A 19573-nucleotide genomic window follows, 5' to 3' on the forward strand; every position below is an offset into this window, starting at 1 on the left:
GGCGGTGGCGCGCGGCGGCACGCTGCCGAGCGCGGTCACTTCTCGGCCACCCCGGCCGAGTCGAAGGTGGCCACCTCGTGCAGCACCCGGACCGCACCGGTGACCACCGGCAGCGCGAGCAGCGCGCCGGTGCCCTCGCCGAGGCGCAGCCCGAGGTCGATCAGCGGGTCGAGGCCGAGCCGGCGCAGCGCGACCGTGGCGCCCGGCTCGGCGGAGCGGTGGCCCGCGACCATCGCCCCGGTGGCGTCCGGCGCGAAGGCGGCGGCGGCGAGCGCGGCGGAGACCGCGATCACCCCGTCCAGCAGCACCGGGGTGCGGCGGGCGGCGGCGCCGAGGATCAGCCCGGCGAGGGCGGCGTGCTCCAGGCCGCCGACCGCGGCCAGCACGCCCAGCGGGTCGGCCGGGTCCGGCCGGTGCCGGCGCAGCGCGTCCCGCACCACGCCGATCTTGCGCTGGTACGTCGGGTCGTCCACGCCGGTTCCCCGGCCGGTCGTCTCCGCCGGGTCGATGCCGGTGAACGCGGCGATCAGCGCGGCGGCCGGGGTGGTGTTGCCGATGCCCATGTCGCCGGTGAGCAGGATGCCCGCCCCGGCGTCGATCAGGTCGCCGGCCACCCGGATACCGATCTCCACCGCGGTCCGGGCCTCGTCCCGGGTGAGCGCGGCGGTCACCGCCAGGTCCCGGGTGCCGGCCCGGACGTTCGCCGCCACCAGCCGGGGTGCGCCGGCGTCGCTCGCCGGGGCGGCGGGCACCGGGGTGGCCACACCGACGTCGACCACGGTGACCGTGGCGCCGGCCTGCCGGGCGAACGCGTTCACCACCGCGCCGCCGGCCAGGAAGTTGCCGATCATCTGGGCGGTGACCTCCTGCGGCCAGGGGGTCACCCGTTGGGCGTGTACGCCGTGGTCGCCGGCGAAGATCGCCACCGCGGCCGGCTCGGGCAGCGGCGGCGGGCAGGCCCCGGCCAGGCCGGCGAGGCGTACCGAGAGTTCCTCCAGGGCGCCGAGCGAACCGGCGGGCTTGGTCAGCCGGCCCTGCAGTTCCCGGGCGGCGGCCATTGCCGGCTCGTCCAGCGGCCGGGTCGCCGCGATCGTGGTCTCCAGCATCATGCCTCCAGGATCTGCGCCAGTACTGCGGTGAACGCGTCGGTGGTGCCCGGGTCGCGGACGGCGATCCGCAGCCAGTCGGGGCCGAGGCCGGGGAAGGTGTCGCCCCGGCGTACCGCCCAGCCGCGCTCGCGCAGGGCGGCCCGTACGGCAGCGGCGCCGGGGAGCCGGACCAGCACGAAGGCGCTGGCCGGGCGGCCGGCGACGCGTACCCCCGGCAGGGCCGACAGGCGGGCGACCAGGTGGTCGCGGTCGGCCGCGAGCCGGGCGGCGATCGCGCGCTCGGCCTGCACCGCGACGGGGTCGGCGCAGGCGGCGGCAGCGGCCAGCGCGGGCGTGGAGACCGCCCAGAGCGGCTGCACGGCGGCCAGCCGGTCGAGCAGCGGTGCGGCGCCGAGCAGGTAGCCGATGCGCAGCCCGGCCAGTCCCCAGGTCTTGGTGAGGCTGCGCACCACCAGCAGGCCGGGCAGGTCCCGCCGGGCGGCCAGGGACTCCGGCTCGCCGGGTACGCCGGGCGCGGCGGTGGTGTCGGCGAACGCCTCGTCGACCACCAGCACCCGACCCGGACGGGCCAGCGCGGCCAGGTCGGCGGCGGGGTGCAACACCGAGGTCGGGTTGGTCGGGTTGCCGATCATGACGAGGTCGGCGTCCGCGGGCACCCGGGCCGGGTCCAGCCGGAAGCCGTCGGCGGGGTCGAGCAGCACCCGTTCGACCCGGTGACCGGCGGCCCGGAGCGCGGCCTCCGGTTCGGTGAACTGGGGATGCACCACCACCGGTCGGCGTACCCCGCGCAGCGCCTGGGCGAGCAGCACGAAGCCCTCGGCCGCGCCGGCGGTGAGCAGCACCTCCGCCGGGGGCCGGCCGTGCCGGGCGGCGACGGCTGCCCGGGCGGGCGTCGGGTCGGGATACCGGGCGAGGTCGGCCAGGGACGCGGTGATCGGCCCGGCCAGCCAGGCCGGCATCGGGGCGCGGCGGACGTTGACGGCGAGGTCGACCAGGCCCTCGCCCACCTCCGCGTCGCCGTGGTGGGCGAGGTCGGGCTCGTGGGCGGGGTCGGGCCCGACGCCGGTGGGCGCCCCGATCGGCTGACCGCGCATGACCGCGATCCTGCCGGGAAGGCGGCCGGCGGGACAGCGTGTCCCGGGGTAAGACGCGTCACCACCCACGGCGTTCATGAATACTTCTCATGAATGAATCGGAAATGTCATACCTTGACCGTGTGAGCAACCGACCCCTTGCTTCCGCTGGTCGTCTCCTTCCTCTCCTCCGCGCCGGGCTGATCGCCGGCATCGTGATCGCCGCCGTGGCCTATCCGGTTGCCGCCGCCACCGGCATCGGCGCCAAGGTCACCGCGCACGCGCTGGAGCACAAGACCAAGATCCTGACCACCGCGTTGCCCGCCGAGACGTCGTACCTGTACGCACCGGACGGCCGGACCGTGCTGACGATGTTCTACGAGGAGTACCGGCAGTACACCAAGCTGTCGGACATGTCGCCGAACATCCAGCAGGCGATCGTCGCGGCCGAGGACTCGCGCTTCTACCAGCACCACGGCGTCGACCCGAAGGGCGTCGCCCGCGCCTTCGTGGCCAACGCCCGCTCCAGCGGCGTCTCCCAGGGCGCCTCCACGCTGACCATGCAGTACGTGCGGATGGCCCTGCGGGACAGCGCGAAGACCCCGAAGGAGGTCCAGGAGGCCACCCAGCAGACCAGCCTGCGCAAGGTCCGCGAGATGCGGATGGCGCTCGACCTGGAGAAGGAGCTGAGCAAGGAGGAGATCCTGGAGCGCTACCTCAACTCGGCGTACTTCGGCCACCGCGCGTACGGCATCTACGCGGCCAGCGAGATCTTCTTCTCCAAGACCCCGAAGGACCTCACCCCGGTCGAGGCGGCCACCCTCGCCGGCCTGGTCAAGTCCCCGTCCGAGTACGACCCGGCCAGCTCGGACCAGAAGGACGCCACCGCCCGGCGCAACTACGTGCTGGACCGGATGGCCCAGCTCGGCTACCTCTCGCCGAACGACGCGGCGCAGGCCAAGAGCGAGCCGATCCGGCTCAAGCTGAGCTACCCGCCGAACGACTGCGCCTCGATCCCGGAGAAGTGGAACAGCTGGGGCTTCGCCTGCGACTACCTGAAGAACTGGTGGAGCGCGCAGCCCGCGTTCGGGGACAACCGGCTGGAGCGGATGGACAAGCTGCGCCGGGGCGGCTACCGGATCGTGCTCAGCCTGGACCCGAAGATCCAGGAGGCGGCTGAGAAGAACGTCGGCGCGAAGGAGGGCACCGGCAGCCCGTTCGCCAACGGCATCGTGGTCTCCGAGCCGGGCACCGGGCGGGTGAAGGCGATGGCGGTGAACCGGACCTACTCCCTGGACCTGGCCGAGAACCCGCCCAGCTCCAACCCGGAGGCCGACCCGACGACGAAGGCGAACTACCCGAACACGGTGGCGCCCCTGCTGGGCGGCGGCGACCTGCCGGGCTACCAGGCCGGATCGACGTTCAAGATGTTCCCGATGCTGGCCGCGCTGAACTCGGGCATGCCGCTGTCCACCTCGTTCAACGCCCCGCACCGGTACCGCTCGGAGGTCTACAACGGCTGGTCGCCGTCCAACGCCAGCGGCGCGATGTCCGGTACCCAGACCATGTGGTCCGGCTTCGGCAAGTCGGTGAACACGTACTTCGTCTGGCTGGAGGAGCAGGTCGGCGCGGACAAGGCGGTCCGCCTGGCTGAGCAGCTCGGGCTGCGCTGGCGTACCGACGTGGACCGGGAGCACGCCTCCCCGGCGAAGGCGAAGCAGTGGGGCGCGTTCACCCTGGGCGTCTCCGACGCCACCCCGCTGGAGATGGCCAACGCGTACGCGGCCATCGCCGCGGACGGGCGGTACTGCGAGGCGATCCCGGTGCAGTCGATCCACAACCGGGACGGCACGCCGACCACGTACCGGACCGCCGGTGGGATCGAGCGCGAGGTCGCGAAGCCGCGCTGCCGGCAGGTGGTGAACGCGGACGCGGCCCGGGCCGCCACCGACGCCGCCCGCTGCCCCACCGGGGACACCCCGGCGCGCGGAAGCTGCGGCGGCTGGTCGACCGCGGACAGCGTGCGGGGCACGGTCGGGCGGCCGGTGGCCGGCAAGACGGGTACCACGGACAGCACCCGGTCCGCCTGGTTCGTCGGCTACACCCCGGAGCTGGCGGCGGCGAGCTTCATCTCGGACCCGGACAACCCGTTCAACGCGGTCGGCGACGGCCAGTCCCAGATCCCGATCGCCGCGGTCGCGGAGACCCTCCGCGACGCCCTCAAGGGCAAGCCCACCCGACAGTTCACCCCACCCTCCGACCGCATGGTCGGCTGATCCGGGGCGGGTCGACCAGGGGTCCGGGGCCGTCCGCCGGGCATGGCGGCCGGAGGGGGTCAGTGGAGATCGGCGGTCACGAAGGACCAGACCTCCAGGTCGACCCGGCCGCCACGGGCGTAGCCGGCGTTGCGGAGCAGGCCCTCGTAGCTGAAGCCGGCCTTCTCCGCCACCCGGCGCGACGCCAGGTTGCCCGGCGCCACCCGCAGCTCGACGCGCTGGAAGCCGTGCTCCAGGATCAGCGCGATGGCCAGCGCGTCGACCGCCTCGGCGGCCAGCCCGAACCCGCGGGCGTGCGGCGCCATCGCGTAGGAGATCTCGGTGCACCGGGCGCCCCAGTCGGTGCGCCGGGTCCAGAGGCAGCCCACCACCCGGTCGTCCTCCCGGCGGACCACCCCGTAGTGGTCGCCGTCGCCGGCGTCCCGCCGCTGCCGGGCCAGGTCCGTGCACCAGGCGTGGCCGTCGATCTGGCCGGTGGCGTCGGCCAGCGGCAGCCAGCGCTGGGTCTGCTTGTCGGCGAAGACCTCCTCGGCCGCCGGCGCGTCCGCCGCCACCAGCGGGCGCACCTCGGTACGCGGGGTGGAGACGGTCAGCGCCGGGAACCGGCGGATCGCCACCTGACCGATCACGCCGGCACTCCGCCGGGCCGCGCCTCCTCGACCGCCGGCTCCGCCGCCGCCGCGGCCACCAGCCGGGCGGCGATCTCCGGGTCCGCGGCCCAGTGCACCACCAGCTGCGAGGCGTGCACGCCCCGCCAGACGAAGCCCTCCGGCGACCCGCCCAACCAGCTCCAGACCGGGCGCTGCCCGGCCCGCGGGGTGAGCACCGCCCGGTGCGCCTTGTGCCCGGCCACCACGGCGCCCGCCGGCGCGACGACGGTGCCGGTCACCGCGGTCGCCTCCCGGTAGCCGACGACCATGCCCTCCCGGCTCGCGCCGACCGCGTCGAGCACCCCGCACATCGGCAGCCCGTCCAGCTCCCGGGCCAGCCAGAGCAGGCCGGCGCCCTCGGCGACCACCGGCCGGCCGGTGCGGGCCAGCTCGGCGACCGCTATGCAGAGCCGGCGGTTGGCGGAGAGCCGCTCGGCGTACGACTCGGGCAGGCCGCCGCCGACGACCAGCGCCCGGCTGCCGGCCGGCAGCGCCTCGTCGCGCAACGGATCGACAGTGACCACCTCGGCCCCGGCCGCCCGCAGCAGCTCGGCGGTCTCGGCGTGGCTGTAGCTGCCGCCCGGCCCGCCGGCCAGCGCCACCACCGGACGGTCCCCCGCCGGCGGCTCCCCGCCCGGCGCCGGCGACCAGGGCTCGGCGGGCAGCGGCGGAGCGGAGCGGGCCAGCCCGAGCAGCCGGTCCAGGTCGACGGTGGCGGCGACCGCCTCGCCGAGCCGGCGCACCGCCCGGGTCGCCTCGCCGGAGCCGGCGAGCGCCGGCACGGCGCCCAGGCGGCGCGCCGGCAGCACCGGCGGCAGATCCTGCCGGCGCAGCGCGCCGTAGACCGGCACGCCGATGTCGTCGAGCGCCTCACGCAGCAGCGCCTCGTGCCGGGCCGAGGCGACCCGGTTGAGGATCACCCCGCCCAGCCAGATCTGCTCGTCGTACGACCGGAAGCCGTGCACCAGCGCGGCCACCGACTGCCCGGTGGCGGCCACGTCGACCACCAGCACGACCGGGCTGCGCAGCGCGATCGCGACGGCCGCCGTCGACTCGGTCTCGGGACGGCCGGCGAGGCTGTCGTAGAGGCCCATGCTGCCCTGCACCAGGGCGAGCGCGGCCCCGGCGGCGCCGTGCCCGAGCAGGGGGGCGATCCGGTCCGCGCCGACCAGCCGGGGATCCAGGTTGCGCCCGGGCCGCCCGGCGGCGAGCCCGAGGTAGGCCGCGTCGACCTGGTCGGGGCCGATCTTGAACCCGGCGACGTGGTCGCCCCGGTCGGCGAGCGCGGCGAGCAACCCGATCGCCAGCGCGTTCTTGCCGTGCCCGGAGGACGGCGCGCTGAGCACCAGGCGCGGCACGACGGTCATCATCGACTCCCTCGCGGCGGCGGGTACGCGGTTACGGACCGCAGCCGCGGTCCGCCCGCGTGACGATAGCCGAACCGACCGCCGGGCGAGCGCCGCGAAGCGGGCGGGTCGCGGCGGGCGCCGCTGACGACGACACCCGGTCCGGCGCAGTGGCCCGGGTCATACGGGTAGCCTCGTGGGGGTGTACCGGTTCCTGCTGACGCCGCGCTGGCTGGGCATCCTCGCGCTGACCCTGGTCGCCGCGACGGTGATGGTGCTGCTCGGCAACTGGCAGCTGGACCGCTACCGGGGTCGCACCGAGGTCAACGAGCGGATCGACGCCGGCCTGCGGATGGCCCCGGTGCCGCTGCGGGAGGCGGTGCCCGCCCCCACCGGCGGCAGCGGCACGGCCGGCCCCGCGCCCGCCGAGGAGAAGGTCTGGACCCGGGTCACCGTGACCGGCCGGTACGACACCGCGAACGTGGTCCTGGTCCGCGGCCGGACGGCGGAGAACCGGGTCGGCTTCGAGGTGCTCACCCCGCTGGTGCTGGCCGACGGCACGGCGGTGCTGGTGGACCGGGGGTGGATCCCGCCGGCCCCGGGTGGCGCCACCGCCCAGCCGCAGGTGCCGGCCGCCCCGACCGGCGAGGTCACCGTGGTGGGTCGGGTGCACGAGACCGAGAGCGGGTCGGTCGGGGTGTCCCGGCGCGAGGGCCGGCTGGAGACCCGGCGGATCGGCGTCCCGCAGCTCGCCCGCGAGCTGCCCTACCCGGTGCACGGGGCGTACCTGCTGCTGGACGAGCAGACGCCGGCGGCCGACCCGGCCTTCACCGCGGTGCCGGTCGGGCACGCCAACAACTGGCAGAACTTCGGCTACGTCGTGCAGTGGTGGCTCTTCGCCGGGATGACGCTGTTCGGCTACGGCTGGGCGGCCCGCCGGGAGGCCCGCCGGTTGTCCGGGGGGACGCCGCAGCGGCCGGTCGACCGGGCCGCCGAGCCTGCCCCGAGCACCCCGGCCTGAGGGTGACCGGCGCTCCGGCGGGCCGGGGCGGTGGTCAGCCGGTGGGGCGGCCGGCGTGGATGGCGCGTACCGCGTCGATGGTGTCGGCCTCGGCGGCGGTCTTGTCGTCGCGGTAGCGCACCACCCGGGCGAAGCGCAGGGCCATCCCACCCGGATAGCGGGAGCTGGTCTGCACCCCGTCGAAGGCGATCTCCACCACCTGCTCGGGGCGGACCCGCACCACCCAGTCGCCCTTCTCCACCGCGAGGTCGAGGAAGCGCTCGGTCTGCCAGCGCAGCAGCTCGTCGGTGAGCCCCTTGAACGTCTTGCCGAGCATCACGAACTCGCCGGTGCGCGGGTCGCGGGCGCCGAGGTGCAGGTTCGACAGCCAGCCGGTACGCCGGCCGCTGCCCCACTCCACCGCGAGCACCACCAGGTCGAGGGTGTGCCGGGGCTTCACCTTCACCCAGGCGGAGCCCCGCCGGCCGGCGTCGTACGGTGCCTCGGGCGACTTGACCACGACGCCCTCCTGGCCGGCGTCGACCGCGGCGGCGAACGCCGCGCCGGCCTGCTCCGGCCCGTCCACCGCCATCCGCCCGACCAGCAGCGACGCGTCGACCGCGCCGGCCAGCGCCGCCCACCGCTCCCGGCCGGGCAGGTCGATCAGATCCTCGCCGTCGAGGTGCAGCAGGTCGAAGAAGTACGGCGTGAGCACCGTCTGGCCGGTGGCCTCGGCGGCGGCGAGCACCGCCGGGGCGACCGGTGCGCGGCCGGTGGTGCTCGGGGTGGTGCGCCGGGCGGCCCGGCTGGCGGTCTCCTGGAACGGCAGCGGCCGCCCGGTCGCGTCCAGCCCGATGGCCTCGCCGTCGAGCACCAGCTCGCGGCCGGGCAGCGCGCGTACGGCGGCGACCACCTCGGGCACCCGGGTGGTGATGTCGTCGAGGCTGCGGGTGAAGACGGCGATCTCCGACCCGGAGCGGTGCACCTGGATCCGGATGCCGTCGAGCTTGACGTCGACCACGGCCGGGGTGCCGGTGGCGGCGAGCGCCTCGTCGACCGACGGCGCGCTCTGCGCCAGCATCGGTGCCAGCGGGCGCCCGACCCGCAGACCGAAGCCGGCCAGCGCGGCGGCGCCGCCGGTGAGCGCGGCCACCGCCACGGCCCGCAGGTCACCGGCGAGCAGCAGGGCCCGGCGGACGGCGGTGAGCGGCACGCCGGCCGCCCTGGCCACGGCGTCGGCGAGCAGCCCAGCCTGGGCACCCTGCCGCAGTTCGCCGCTGAACAGCGCGGTGAGCAGGCGTTGCTCGTCGGCGGTGGCGGCGCCGAACAGCGCCCCGAGCAGCGCCCGACGGCGGGCCTGCGAGCCGGGCCCGTGCACCGCGGCGATCTCGTCAATCGCCGCGTCGACCGCGGCCACCGTCAGCGTGGACTGCTCGGCGGCCGGCGGCAGGTCGCGCAGGCTCGCCCAGCCCACCCCGGTCTGCCGCTGGCGCAGCTCGCCGGCGAGCCAGCCGGCGCCGGCCGCGATCTCCGCCGGGTCGAGCCGGCGCAGCGCGTCGGCGAGCAGCTCCACCTTGGCGCGCCGGCCGCTGGTGGCGCCGACGGCGGCGGAGGTGGCTGCCAGGTCGATGAACCGCACGGGTTCATCCTGCCAGCCACCCCCGACACCACCGCGGCATTGCCGTGCCCGGGCCGGCGCGGCCCCCCAGGACCACTCGCCACGCCGGCCACGATTCCGGGCACCCGCCGCGCGAACCGTACGCCGGTCAGGCCGAGACGGGCTCCTCGATGCGCAGGCCGCGGGCGCGGACCTCGTCGGCGACCCGGGAGAGCACCGCGTCCAGCGCAACCAGGGCGGCGGAGAGCTCGCCGAGCTGTTCCTTGAGCGTGTCCTCGGGCCACGCGGAGACGTCGACGTCCCCCAGAGCGCTGACGGCGGCCCCCAGCCGGGCCATCACCTCGTTCGTACTCATGTTCGAAAGGCTATAACAGCCCGGCGCCCGACACACCGCAAACTCCCACATCCATCGGGAAGTTACGGTTCCGACGCCTACCGGCCCTTCGTGCCCGCCTCGGCCACCTTGGCCAGCAGCAGGGTCTCGGCCAGGCAGACCCGCGCGAACTCGCCCAGGTGCAGGCTCTCGTTCGGGCCGTGCGCCCGGGCGTGCGGGTCCTCCACCCCGGTCACCAGGATCGCGGCCTGCGGGAACATCTCCTGGAAGGTGGCGATGAACGGGATCGACCCGCCCACGCCGATGTCCACCGGGTCGGTGCCGTCCCAGGCGGTGCGGAACGCCGACCGCGCGGCGTCGAACATCGGGCCGGCGGCGTCGATGACGCACGGGAAGCCGTCGTGCTCGAAGCTGACCTCCACCCGCGCCCCCCACGGCACGTGCTTCTCCAGGTGGGTGCGCAGCGCCGCGTACGCCCGCTTGGGGTCGTCGCCCGGCGCGAGCCGGACGCTGAGCTTGGCCTTGGCCGCCGGCACCAGGGCGTTCGGCGCCTCACCGGTGGCCGGCGCGTCGATGCCCAGCACGGCCAGGGCCGGCTTGGTCCAGAGCCGGTCGGTGATCCGGCCGGTGCCGATGAACGACACGCCCTCGGCCATCCCGGCCTCGGCGCGGAACCGTTCCTCCGGGTAGTCGACGGTGGCGCCCTCCCGCCCGACGAGGCCCTCCACGGCGACGTCGCCGGCGTCGGTGTGCAGGGTGGCCAGCAGCCGCACCAGGGTGGTGAGGGCGTCCGGCACGGCGCCGCCGAACATCCCGCTGTGCACCGCGTGGTCGAGCGTGCGCACCTCGACGAAGCAGTTCACGATGCCGCGCAGCGAGGTGGTCAGCGCCGGCACGCCGATGTCCCAGTTGCCGGAGTCGGCGATCACGATCACGTCCGAGGTGATCTCGTCGCGGTGCTCGGCGAGCAGCCGCTCCAGCGAGTCGGAGCCGTACTCCTCCTCGCCCTCGATGAAGAGCACCACGCCGACCGGGAGGGCGTCGCCGAACGCGCGCAGCGCCGCCACGTGCGCCATGATGCCGGCCTTGTCGTCGGCGGCGCCGCGGCCGTAGAGCCGGCCGTCCCGCTCCACCGGCTCGAACGGGTCGGACTCCCACAGCGACAGGTCGCCGACCGGCTGCACGTCGTGGTGGGCGTAGAGCAGCACCGTCGGCGCACCGGGCGGGGCCGCCTTCTTCCCGATCACCGCCGGTTGCCCGCCGGAGCGCACGATCTTCACGTCGAGGCCGCAGCCGCGCAGCAGCTCGGCCACCGCCTCGGCGGAACGCTCGACGTGCGAGTGGTCGAAACCCTCGAACGCGATGCCGGGGATGCGCACGAGGCGCTCCAGGTCGGCGCGGACGCCGGGCAGTTCCCGCTCGACGGCGGCCCGCAGGTCGGACTCGGACATGGTCGGTGTGGTCATGACCGGCATCGTATGCCGGCCTTACCGGGCCGCACCGCCCGAGGCGGCAGCAGCGCTGGTCAGGGCAGCCGCAGGTAGTAGCGGTCGGCGTCGTGCGGCAGCCCCGGCGCCCCGTCCACCACCACGTCGGCGCGCGCCCGGGTGCGGTCGGCGGCGAAGTGCGCCCGCTCGCCGGCGTGCCAGCGCCGCAGCTCCGGCAGGATCTGCGCGCCGTCCCGCTCGACCGCGCGGGCGAGCCGCAGCGGCGCCGGGGCGGTGACGTAGACGGCGAGGGTGAGGTCCGGCCGCGCTGCGGCCCGGGCCGCGCTCACCCCCTCGACGAGCAGCACCGGCGTCACCGGCACCGGCACCGGGCGCGGCAGGAATCGCCGCCGCACCCAGCTGTACCGCTGGTAGGCGCCCGGCCGCCCGGCGCGCAGCGGCGCCAGCACGCACGCCTCCAGCCGGGGCCAGAAGGTGAACTGGTCGGCCCAGCCGTCGAGCAGGTCGTCGGTGTGTACCACGGGCGGCCGCCCACCACCGGGCAGCCCGGCGAGCGCGTCCGCGAGGCGCGCCGCGAAGACGCTCTTGCCCGCGCCGCTGGGCCCGTCGACGGCCACCAGCCGGGTCCGCCCCAACCGCGCCGGCGCGGCCAGCACCCGGCGGGCCAGTTGGACGTACGCCTCGACCACGACCACCACCCGCCGACGGTAACCGGCCCACCCGGCCACGGGCCGGTTCGGACGGGTGCCGGCGTCCGGCGCGCCCCGGCCGGCGCGGACGCGGTGCGGTCGCCCGTTCGGGCGGTCGTGGCACGGACCAGGGCCGTTCCCCGGCCGGACACCGGGACGGGACGGGATGATCGGCTGGTGTCCCACAGCGTGATGAGTCCGGGCGTCGACGCCCTGCTGGAACAGGCCCGCGCCGGGGTACGCCGGCTGACCCCGCACCAGACCGTCGATGCGGTCCGCACCGGGGCGTTGCTGATCGACACCCGCACCGAACGGCAGCGGCAGGAACAGGGCGAGCTACCTGGCGCCATCGTCGTCGACCGCACCGTGCTGGAGTGGCGGCTGGACCCGGCCAGCGCCTGGCGGATCCCCGAGGCCACCGGGTACGACCTGCGGGTCGTGCTGGCCTGCCAGCACGGCTTCAGCTCCAGCCTGGCGGTGGCGAGCCTGCGGGCGTTGGGGCTGCACCGGGCCACCGACATGATCGGCGGAGTGCAGGCCTGGCTGGCCGCCGGGCTGCCGATGTCCGATCGCCCGGCCGACGTCCGCTACTGACCGGCGCCGGTACGGCCCGCGGGGGCGTGGACCGGATCGACTGGGCGAGCCCGGCGGGCTGCGCGTCGCCGGGCGGGATCCAGGCGCCCGGCTCGCCCGGCTGCGGAGCAGCCCCGCCGCGCCGCCGGGTGGTGTCAGTCGTCCAGCGGGTTCCCGGCGGGCGCGACCTTGGCCAGCCAGGCCGCCGCGTCGGCGGGGCCGAGTTCCCCGTCCACGACCAGCGAGCCGGGCACCGTCGGGTATCGGCGGACGTTCTCCCAGCTACGGGTGTAGGACGGCGGGTCCAGCACGACGACCCGGACCCCGTCCAGCAGCGGGATGTCGGCAGGAAGTCCCTCGTTCCAGATCCACGCGCCGTGGCCGTCCACCAGGTTGAAACTGCCGGTAACCATGCCGCCGAACCGCTCCGGCGGCGCGTCGGTGGCGACCGCGACCCACGCCGGGTCGACGGTGAGCCCGGCGATGCGGCCCGGTTGCGCCAGCGCTCCGGCCAGCAGGGTGTGCAGCTGGAAGTTGTCGCCCACGCCGTCGACGGTGACCCACCAGCCGCGGCCGGTCTCCCGGTGCAGGACGAGCAACCGCTCGGCGTCGAGCAGTCGCAGCAGCCCGAGCATGCAGTCCAGGTCGCTACGGGCGTCGGCCAGCCCGCTGCCCAGCTCACGCAGCCGCGCCCGGTGCGGGAACGTCTCCCGTAGGGCCGTCGAGTGCTGCAGCAGCGTCGTCGCCGGCATCGCCCAGTTGCCGGCCGAGAGCCAGCCCAGCGCCGCCCGGACGGTGCCGTCCTCGTCGCCCCCGGCCGCGGTCATCGCCGCGATCGCCGGCTCCAGCGCGGTGGGGTCACCCGGCTCGGGCAGTTCCTCGTCGGGGTGGACCCGTTCCCATGCGGCCCGGAACCGCTCGGCCTCGGTGAGGGCGTCCAGCAACCCGTCGGCGACGGTGCTGATCAGCGGATCCGGTCGGGCGCCCAGCTCCACCAGCGCACCGCAGAGCACCGCGAACTGCCCGCCCGCGCTGACTCCCAGCTCGGGCAGGAGCGCGACGCAGCGGGACAGCGCCTCGTCCAGCTCGGCGGGCGTGGCCTGCTGGGCCGCCTCCCACAACCGCGGCACGGCTTCGGTCATCCGGGCGCTGTCATGGGCCCGCACGGCCGCCTCCACCTCGGCGCAGCGATCAGTCAACTTTCCGGAACGATTCAAGAACACCCGGCGCACTCTAGCGATCCCGCCGCCCGCACGGTGTCCCGCCGGCGTCCACGCCAGCCGTCGTCGGCCGGCCGTTGCTTCGCTGGCCACCGCCGGTCTCGCCACCGGCCGGGACGGAAGGCCGGTGATCGCCGCCGGTCGGCGCACCGCCGCTGGCCGTCACCGGCCGTGTTCCGGAGGTCTGCCTGGCGCTGCACGCCGGCCGGCCGGCGCTGGTGTGGGTCCGCGCGACGCCTGCCCGGCCGCCGAGGGGCCGGACGACAGGTCAGTGGTCGACGCCGGGCGGGGCGCCGGGCGGGATGAAGGGCAGGCCGGGCGGCGGCCCGGTCTCGACCAGCCGCCAGAGGGCGTCGGTGTCCAGGTGCTCCTCGACCAGGTCGCCGAGCAGGTCCAGGGACCGTTCCCGGGCGGCGGCGAACGAGGTGTCCGGCGCGACCCGGAAGCCGTGCCGGCCGGCCATCCGGGCGGCCTCGGTGAGGAAGCGCCGGCGGAACTCGTCGGACTCGAACGCACCGTGCCAGTGGGTGCCGTGCACGGCCCCGGCGACGGCTCCCTCCCCGGTGCCGTCCGCGCAGGTCAGCAGCGGGGCCAGGGTGGGGTCGGCCGACGAGACGTAGCCGTGGTGGATCTCGTAGCCGCGTACCGGCACGCCGGGGCCGGCGGTGCCGGTGGACTGCCGGACGGTCTTGCGCGGGTGGAAGGTGATCTCGACGGGCAGCAGGCCCAGGCCGGGCACGCTGCCCCGCCGGCTCTCCACCGAATCGTGGATCGCCCGGGCCAGCATCTGGAAGCCGCCGCAGATGCCGAGCAGCGGCTTTCCCGCCGCCACGTGCGCCAGCACGGCGTCGGCGAGCCCGGTCTCCCGCAGCCAGGCCAGGTCGGCCACTGTCGACTTCGAGCCGGGCAGCACGACCAGGTCGGCGGCGGCCAGCTCGGCCGGTTCGACGGTCAGCCGGACCCGTACGCCCGGCTCGGTGGCGAGCGCCTCCACGTCGGTGGCGTTGCTGATCCTGGGCAGCCGGACCACGGCCACGTCGAGCCAGTCGGTGCCGTGCGGGCCGGCCGGCCGGCCGAGCACCCGGCCGTACGCGAGCGAGTCCTCCGCGTCCAGCCACAGGTCGAGCGACCAGGGCAGCACCCCGTACGTCGGGCGGCCGGTGACTCGGTGCAGCATGTCCAGCCCGGGTTGGAGCAGCCCGAGGTCACCGCGGAACTTGTTGATCACGAATCCGGCGAGCAACGCCTGGTCGGCCGGGTCGAGCAGGGCCAGGGTGCCGAACATCGAGGCGAAGACGCCGCCCCGGTCGATGTCGCCGACCACGATGGTGGGCAGCCCGGCGTGCCGGGCAAGTCCCATGTTGACGTAGTCGCCGGCGCGCAGGTTGATCTCGGCGGGGCTGCCCGCGCCCTCGCAGACCACCACGTCGTAGGCGGCGCGCAGCTCGGCGAGCGCCGCGTACGCCGTCTCGGCGAGCCGGGGACGCAACTGGCGGAAGTTGCCAGCGGTGACCGTGTCCACCGCCTCGCCGAGCAGCACCACCTGACTGGCCAGGTCGCTGCCGGGCTTGAGCAGCACCGGGTTGAACCGCAGGTCGGGGGCGAGGCCGCAGGCGGCGGCCTGCATCGCCTGCGCCCGACCGATCTCGCCGCCCCGGCCGTCCGCCCCGACCACCACCGCCGAGTTGTTGGACATGTTCTGGGCCTTGAACGGCGCCACCTTGACACCCCGGCGGTGCAGCCACCGGCAGATGCCCGCGGTGAGCACGCTCTTGCCGGCGTCCGAGGTGGTGCCGGCGACCAGCAGTCCCCCGTTCACCGGGCGCTCCCCCGCCCGCCGCCGAACACCCGGCGCCCGGCGGCGCTCACCAGCCGGCCCACGGTCACCGGATACGTGGCGGCCAGCCCCAGCGCGGCCAGCCCGACCGCGCCGGAGATCCGGGCCGCCCGCCTCAGGTGCCGGGCCTCGGGGCGGGGACCCTCACCGAGGAACGGGCGCACCTCCGACCGCCCGAAGTAGACGTTGCGCCCACCCAGCCGTACGCCGAGCGCCCCGGCCATCGCCGCCTCGCACTGCCCGGCGTTCGGGCTCGGGTGGTCGTTGCGGTCCCGGCACCAGACCCGCCAGGCCCGGTCCCGGTCGCCGTTCCCGGCTGGCGCCAGGGCGACGGTGAGCAGCCCGGTCACCCGGGCGGGCACCAGGTTGAGCAGGTCGTCGAGGCGGGCGGCCGGGGTGCCGAACCGGGCGTACCGCGGCGAGCGGTGGCCGACCATCGCGTCGAGGGTGTTCGCCGCCCGGTAGCCGAGCAGGCCGGGCAGCCCGGCGACCGCGCCCCACAGCAGCGGGGCGACGACCGCGTCGGAGGTATTCTCGGCGACCGACTCGACCGTGGCCCGGGCGAGTTCCGGCTCGTCGAGCGCGGACGGGTCCCGCCCGCAGAGGTTGCCGAGCCGTTGCCGGGCCGCCGGCAGGTCGCCGTCGCGCAGCGCCCGGCCCATCACGGTGGCCTCGTGGCGCAGGGTGCGCCCGCCGAGCACGGTCCAGGTGCCGGCGGCGACCAGCACCGCCCGGGCCACCGGCCGGCGTCGGGTGGCGATCGTGGCGGCCGTGCCGAGCAGCACCGGCACCCCGACCGCCATCGCCGTGAACGCGGCGCCGGCCGGCCGGTCGGGTCGGTACACCCGCCGTTCCAGGGCGCCCGCCGCGCGGCCGAAGCCCGCCACCGGGTGCCACCGCCGCGGGTCACCGAGGAGCGAGTCCAGGGCGTACCCCGCGGCCAGTCCCACCGCGTTCGCCACCGGCGCAGCCTGCCGCACCCGTCACCACCTCCGGCCGGCCAGCCTAGACCAGCCCCACGCTCCCACCCCGCCCCACGCTCCCACCCCGCCCCGCGCACCCGCCCGGCACGCTCCCGCCGCGCAGAACGCCCATGCTCGGGTCTCGGCCGGGCTTCGGACGGCCACGCTGACCAGGCACGGGACGACCGGACTCGGCCCGCCCGGCTCGGGACGGCCGAACTCGGGGCCGCCGGGCCGGGGCGGTTCCCGACTCCCGGGAAGGTGCGGTATCCGACCTCGCCGGACACCGCTACGTACCGCAAGTTGTGCGGTTCTGGGCTGAGCGGGCGGCGCGGAGGCGTGGCCGAAGCGGGGTGGCGGCGGTGGACCGCCGGCACACCCGCCCCCGTCGTCGGGACACCTCCGCGCCCCGCGCTCACGCCGGCTGCGGCACCCGACCCCGACCCCGTCGGCCGCGCCCGCTCGGAGTCGTCGCCGGGGCCTCCGGCGCCGGCCCCAGCTCGCCGTCCGGCGCCTCGTCCTCGCCGCCCAGCGGCGCCAACTCGTCGGCACCGACGGCCGGGTCGTCGTCGACGCCCAGCGGCCCGGTACCGCCCGTGTCGCCGGCCGGGCCGTCGTCGACGCCCAGTTGCCGGCTGCCGCCCGGGCCGGCGGCCAGACCGTCGACGGTCAACTCCACGCTGCGGGCGTCACCCGGCCGACCGCCGACCGCCGGCCCGGTGCCCAGTCCGTCGTCATCGTCGTCCGCCCGCTCGTCGAAGGGGTCGAGCGGCCCGGCGAAGGCGGCGCCGGTGGGCAGGCCGCGACCGGGCCGGGAGGCGGTGAACCCGGACAGCTCGAAGTCGTCGTCGAGCGGGCGCTCGTCCGGCCGGGCGGGCGCCTCGCCGGTCGGCACCGGCTCGGTCGGCTCGCCGTGCACCCGCTGCTCCGCCTCGGCGTCCTCGACGGTGCTGGTGGTCAGGCTGGGCCGGTTACGCAGGAAGCGGCCCCGGCCCCGGGACAGGTCGTGCCCGACCGCGACCGCCTCCAGCTCGTACAGCGTGCGATGGTTGCCGGCGTCGTCGGTCCAGTCGCGGGTGTAGAGCCGGCCGCACACCACCACCGGGTCGCCGACCATCACCGAGGCGGCCACGCCCTCGGCGAGCTTGCGCCAGCAGTTGACGCGGACCCGCAGGCTGTTGCCGTCGACCCAGCGGCCGCTGTCCCGGTCGAGCCGGCGCGCGGTCGAGGCGACCTTGAAGTTGGCCACCAGGGTGTTGCTCTGGGTGGTGCGGCGCCACTCGGGCGCGGTCAGCACGTTGCCGACGATCGTGACGTACGTGTCGAACATCGTCCCTCCAGGGGAGATCGGGCTTGGCATGGCGAGTCGACTCGTGCCGAGCCTGGCCCGGCGGTCCGCCCGGCGCCGGCTCGTGCCGCCCGCCTGTGGACAGCCCGACCGGCTGTGGACAACGCCCCGATCAAGCAGCCGGTGTGCTATGCCGGCCGAGCAGACGGCCGCGTCGATCGCGCCCGGCCCGACGTCCGTGACCGTGGGCACACCGGCGGGCACCAGCGGTCGGCCGCGGCGCGGGCCTGGGTCGGCCGGCGCTCCCCGCGCCCGGCGATCAAGGGCCGAGCGGCCCGGGTTCGACGCCCGGCCGGCCCTGGGCCGGCGGTGATCATGGCCGGACGATCGAGGTGCGACAAGCGTCGCGTTCCGGACGGAGCGCGGCGGGGTATGGATTTGATCAACCGCACCGCCGACAGCACGACGTCGAACGAAAGGTCAGCGCCATGATGACGACCACCACCCGTTCCCTTCGCGTTCCCGGCCAGGTGCGGCGATGAGCGCCGTCGCGAACCCCGCCACGGTGGCCGGGTGCCTGCGGGTCGGCGCCGGGTTCTCCCAGGGCGACCGGAACTGGATCGTCGAGCAGTTCGCCACCCTCGACGCCCGGCTGGCCGCCTTCCACGCGGACGCCACCGAGCTGGAGGTGTCGGTGAAGGACCGGGACTCCCGGGGCCAGAAGGTCACCCTGGAGTGCTGGATCGCCGGCCGGCAGAAGATCGTCACCACCTCGGCCGAGGAGGACCTGCGGGCCGCGCTGAACGACGCCCGCGACGACCTGCGGCGCCGGCTCAACGACGCGAAGACGAAGCAGGAGCCGCGGCACAACAAGCACGTCCGGGAGATCGGCCAGCCGAGCCCGAGGTCCGGGGAACCGGCGGGCGACGTCGACCCGGCGTGCGCCGACGCGGAGACCGCCTGAGGCGTACGCGCCGCGTCCCCGTCCGCCGGGTGCGGGCGGACGGGGACGCGGGAGCGCCGGAGGGCTACCGCCGGGTAGCTTCCGGGCGTACCGTCACCGACGTGGAACCGGACGTGCTGGGCCCGCCGTACGAGCGGCAGACGATCGACCTGGGCACCGACGACGAGGGGCCGGTGGTGGCCACCCTGGTCCGCCGCCGGGCCGACCGCCCCACCAGGCGCGCCGTGCTCTACACGCACGGCTTCACCGACTACTTCTTCCAGGCCCACCTCGGCCACTTCTTCGCCGAGCGGGGATGGGACTTCTACGCCCTCGACCTGCGCAAGCACGGCCGCAGCCTGCTGCCGCACCAGACCCCGAACTTCTGCCGGGACGTCGGCGACTACTTCCCGGAGCTGGACGCCGCGGCGGAGATCATCCGCGCGGACGACGGGCACGACACCCTGCTGGCCATGGGCCACTCCACGGGCGGGCTGGTCATGCCGCTCTGGGCGCACGCCCGGCGGGACGCCGGGATCATCGACGGGGTCTTCCTGAACAGCCCGTTCTTCGACCTGAACGCGCCCTGGCTGCTGCGCCGGCCGATCGCCGCGGCCGCCGCGCGGCTGGGCCGCCGGGCGCCGCGCCGGGTCCTGCCATTCGGGCTCGGCACCGTCTACAGCGAGACCATCCACGCCGACCACCGCGGCGAGTGGCAGTACGAGCTGGAGTGGAAACCGCTCGCCGGGTTCCCGGTCCGGGCCGGCTGGCTCAACGCGATCCGCACCGGCCAGCGGCAACTGCGCGCCGGGCTGGACATCCAGGTGCCGGTGCTGCTCGCCTGCTCGACCCGCTCGTTCAAGGGCACCCGGTGGCACGAGTCGGCCGCCCTCGCCGACGCCGTGCTGGACGTCGAGCACATGGTGCGCTGGGCGCCCCGGCTGGGCCGGCACGTCACGGTGGCCCGCTTCGACGGTGGCATGCACGACCTGACACTCTCCGGCCCGGCCGTACGGGAGCAGGTCTTCGCCGAGGTGGGCCGCTGGGCCGAGGCGTTCCTCGGCGCCGGGCCGACCGACGTACGCCCGACGCCCGCCGACGCCGGCGTGCCCGGCGGCCGGCGACCGGCGGACGAGCCGGACCCGGCGGACGCGGCCGCGCAGAGCGGCTGACCGCCCGGGCGCGACCGACCGGCGGGCCGGGTGTG

The 19573-nt window shown here is 75.9% G+C and carries 17 protein-coding genes; 5 read left to right on the top strand and 12 right to left on the bottom strand.

The features are described from left to right. Nucleotides 1-35: 35 nt before the first annotated feature. The gene (gene cobT, locus FHX32_RS03395; RefSeq protein ID WP_167182164.1) at nt 36-1106 is read right to left on the bottom strand and encodes a nicotinate-nucleotide--dimethylbenzimidazole phosphoribosyltransferase; all 1071 of its coding nucleotides are present in this window, start codon (nt 1104-1106) and stop codon (nt 36-38) included. Continuing rightward, entirely contained in the window at nt 1106-2203 is a 1098-nt protein-coding gene (gene cobC, locus FHX32_RS03400) for an Rv2231c family histidinol phosphate aminotransferase CobC (RefSeq protein WP_167179366.1), read from the bottom strand. The genes cobT and cobC overlap by 1 nt, the downstream gene beginning before the upstream one ends. A gap of 122 nt (nt 2204-2325) precedes the next feature. Here cobC and FHX32_RS03405 point away from each other — a divergent pair, with 122 nt between their 5' ends. After that, a complete protein-coding gene (locus FHX32_RS03405; RefSeq protein WP_167179368.1) occupies nt 2326-4458 on the top strand; it encodes a transglycosylase domain-containing protein in 2133 nt (710 codons plus the stop codon). Nucleotides 4459-4517: 59 nt separating this feature from the next. Here the strand turns inward: FHX32_RS03405 and FHX32_RS03410 are convergent, their stop codons facing one another. Next, entirely contained in the window at nt 4518-5087 is a 570-nt protein-coding gene (locus FHX32_RS03410; RefSeq protein ID WP_167179370.1) for a GNAT family N-acetyltransferase, read from the bottom strand. Then, nucleotides 5084-6475 carry a cobyrinic acid a,c-diamide synthase CobB gene (locus tag FHX32_RS03415; RefSeq protein WP_167179372.1) on the bottom strand — a complete coding sequence of 464 codons (1392 nt, stop codon included), beginning with the start codon at nt 6473-6475 and terminating at the stop codon, nt 5084-5086. Before FHX32_RS03415 ends, FHX32_RS03410 begins: the two co-directional genes overlap by 4 nt. Nucleotides 6476-6650: 175 nt before the next feature. On the opposite strand from FHX32_RS03415, the gene FHX32_RS03420 reads away from it, so the two are divergent. After that, nucleotides 6651-7475 carry an SURF1 family cytochrome oxidase biogenesis protein gene (locus FHX32_RS03420; protein WP_486480893.1) on the top strand — a complete coding sequence of 275 codons (825 nt, stop codon included), beginning with the start codon at nt 6651-6653 and terminating at the stop codon, nt 7473-7475. Nucleotides 7476-7509: 34 nt separating this feature from the next. On the opposite strand, the gene FHX32_RS03425 is transcribed toward FHX32_RS03420, so the two are convergent. The 4 genes from FHX32_RS03425 to FHX32_RS03440 form a co-directional block, all read right to left on the bottom strand. Then, nucleotides 7510-9093, bottom strand: a complete 1584-nt coding sequence (locus tag FHX32_RS03425) for an ATP-dependent DNA ligase (RefSeq protein WP_167179376.1) — start codon at nt 9091-9093, stop codon at nt 7510-7512. Between the two features lie 127 nt (nt 9094-9220). Beyond that, nucleotides 9221-9427 carry a hypothetical protein gene (locus FHX32_RS03430; RefSeq protein ID WP_109902554.1) on the bottom strand — a complete coding sequence of 69 codons (207 nt, stop codon included), beginning with the start codon at nt 9425-9427 and terminating at the stop codon, nt 9221-9223. A 77-nt stretch (nt 9428-9504) separates the two neighbouring features. Continuing rightward, entirely contained in the window at nt 9505-10857 is a 1353-nt protein-coding gene (locus FHX32_RS03435; RefSeq protein ID WP_208418265.1) for a dipeptidase, read from the bottom strand. A 74-nt stretch (nt 10858-10931) separates the two neighbouring features. Continuing rightward, a complete protein-coding gene (locus FHX32_RS03440) occupies nt 10932-11552 on the bottom strand; it encodes a uridine kinase family protein (RefSeq protein ID WP_486480894.1) in 621 nt (206 codons plus the stop codon). Between the two features lie 183 nt (nt 11553-11735). Here FHX32_RS03440 and FHX32_RS03445 point away from each other — a divergent pair, with 183 nt between their 5' ends. Then, a complete protein-coding gene (locus FHX32_RS03445; RefSeq protein WP_167182167.1) occupies nt 11736-12137 on the top strand; it encodes a rhodanese-like domain-containing protein in 402 nt (133 codons plus the stop codon). Between the two features lie 134 nt (nt 12138-12271). Here FHX32_RS03445 and FHX32_RS03450 read toward each other — a convergent pair whose 3' ends face one another. The 4 genes from FHX32_RS03450 to FHX32_RS03465 form a co-directional block, all read right to left on the bottom strand. Next, nucleotides 12272-13339 (bottom strand): hypothetical protein, encoded by a 1068-nt coding sequence (locus tag FHX32_RS03450; RefSeq protein WP_167179380.1) that lies wholly within the window; start codon nt 13337-13339, stop codon nt 12272-12274. 265 nt (nt 13340-13604) lie between these two features. Further along, nucleotides 13605-15155, bottom strand: coding sequence for a cobyric acid synthase (locus FHX32_RS03455; RefSeq protein ID WP_167179382.1), 1551 nt, complete (start codon nt 15153-15155; stop codon nt 13605-13607). Continuing rightward, entirely contained in the window at nt 15152-16153 is a 1002-nt protein-coding gene (locus FHX32_RS03460; protein WP_167179384.1) for a cobalamin biosynthesis protein, read from the bottom strand. The genes FHX32_RS03455 and FHX32_RS03460 overlap by 4 nt, the downstream gene beginning before the upstream one ends. Before the next feature lie 397 nt (nt 16154-16550). Beyond that, complete coding sequence (locus FHX32_RS03465) at nt 16551-17465, bottom strand: single-stranded DNA-binding protein (RefSeq protein ID WP_167179386.1); 915 nt, start codon at nt 17463-17465, stop codon at nt 16551-16553. Between the two features lie 496 nt (nt 17466-17961). On the opposite strand from FHX32_RS03465, the gene FHX32_RS03470 reads away from it, so the two are divergent. Both FHX32_RS03470 and FHX32_RS03475 read left to right on the top strand, forming a co-directional pair. After that, nucleotides 17962-18387, top strand: a complete 426-nt coding sequence (locus FHX32_RS03470; RefSeq protein ID WP_167179388.1) for an HPF/RaiA family ribosome-associated protein — start codon at nt 17962-17964, stop codon at nt 18385-18387. Nucleotides 18388-18488: 101 nt separating this feature from the next. Continuing rightward, entirely contained in the window at nt 18489-19538 is a 1050-nt protein-coding gene (locus FHX32_RS03475; RefSeq protein ID WP_167179390.1) for an alpha/beta hydrolase, read from the top strand. Nucleotides 19539-19573: the final 35 nt, after the last annotated feature.

This window comes from Micromonospora sp. CNZ280 (assembly GCF_011759515.1).

Excerpts from the sequence above, each read along its gene's own strand:
- cobC (WP_167179366.1), bottom strand. The coding sequence starts at position 2,203 with ATGCGCGGTCAGCCGATCGGGGCGCCCACCGGCGTCGGGCCCGACCCC.
- FHX32_RS03430 (WP_109902554.1), bottom strand. The coding sequence starts at position 9,427 with ATGAGTACGAACGAGGTGATGGCCCGGCTGGGGGCCGCCGTCAGCGCT.
- FHX32_RS03445 (WP_167182167.1), top strand. The coding sequence starts at position 11,736 with ATGAGTCCGGGCGTCGACGCCCTGCTGGAACAGGCCCGCGCCGGGGTA.
- FHX32_RS03470 (WP_167179388.1), top strand. The coding sequence starts at position 17,962 with ATGAGCGCCGTCGCGAACCCCGCCACGGTGGCCGGGTGCCTGCGGGTC.
- FHX32_RS03465 (WP_167179386.1), bottom strand. The coding sequence starts at position 17,465 with ATGTTCGACACGTACGTCACGATCGTCGGCAACGTGCTGACCGCGCCC.
- cobT (WP_167182164.1), bottom strand. The coding sequence starts at position 1,106 with ATGCTGGAGACCACGATCGCGGCGACCCGGCCGCTGGACGAGCCGGCA.
- FHX32_RS03435 (WP_208418265.1), bottom strand. The coding sequence starts at position 10,857 with ATGTCCGAGTCCGACCTGCGGGCCGCCGTCGAGCGGGAACTGCCCGGC.
- FHX32_RS03415 (WP_167179372.1), bottom strand. The coding sequence starts at position 6,475 with ATGACCGTCGTGCCGCGCCTGGTGCTCAGCGCGCCGTCCTCCGGGCAC.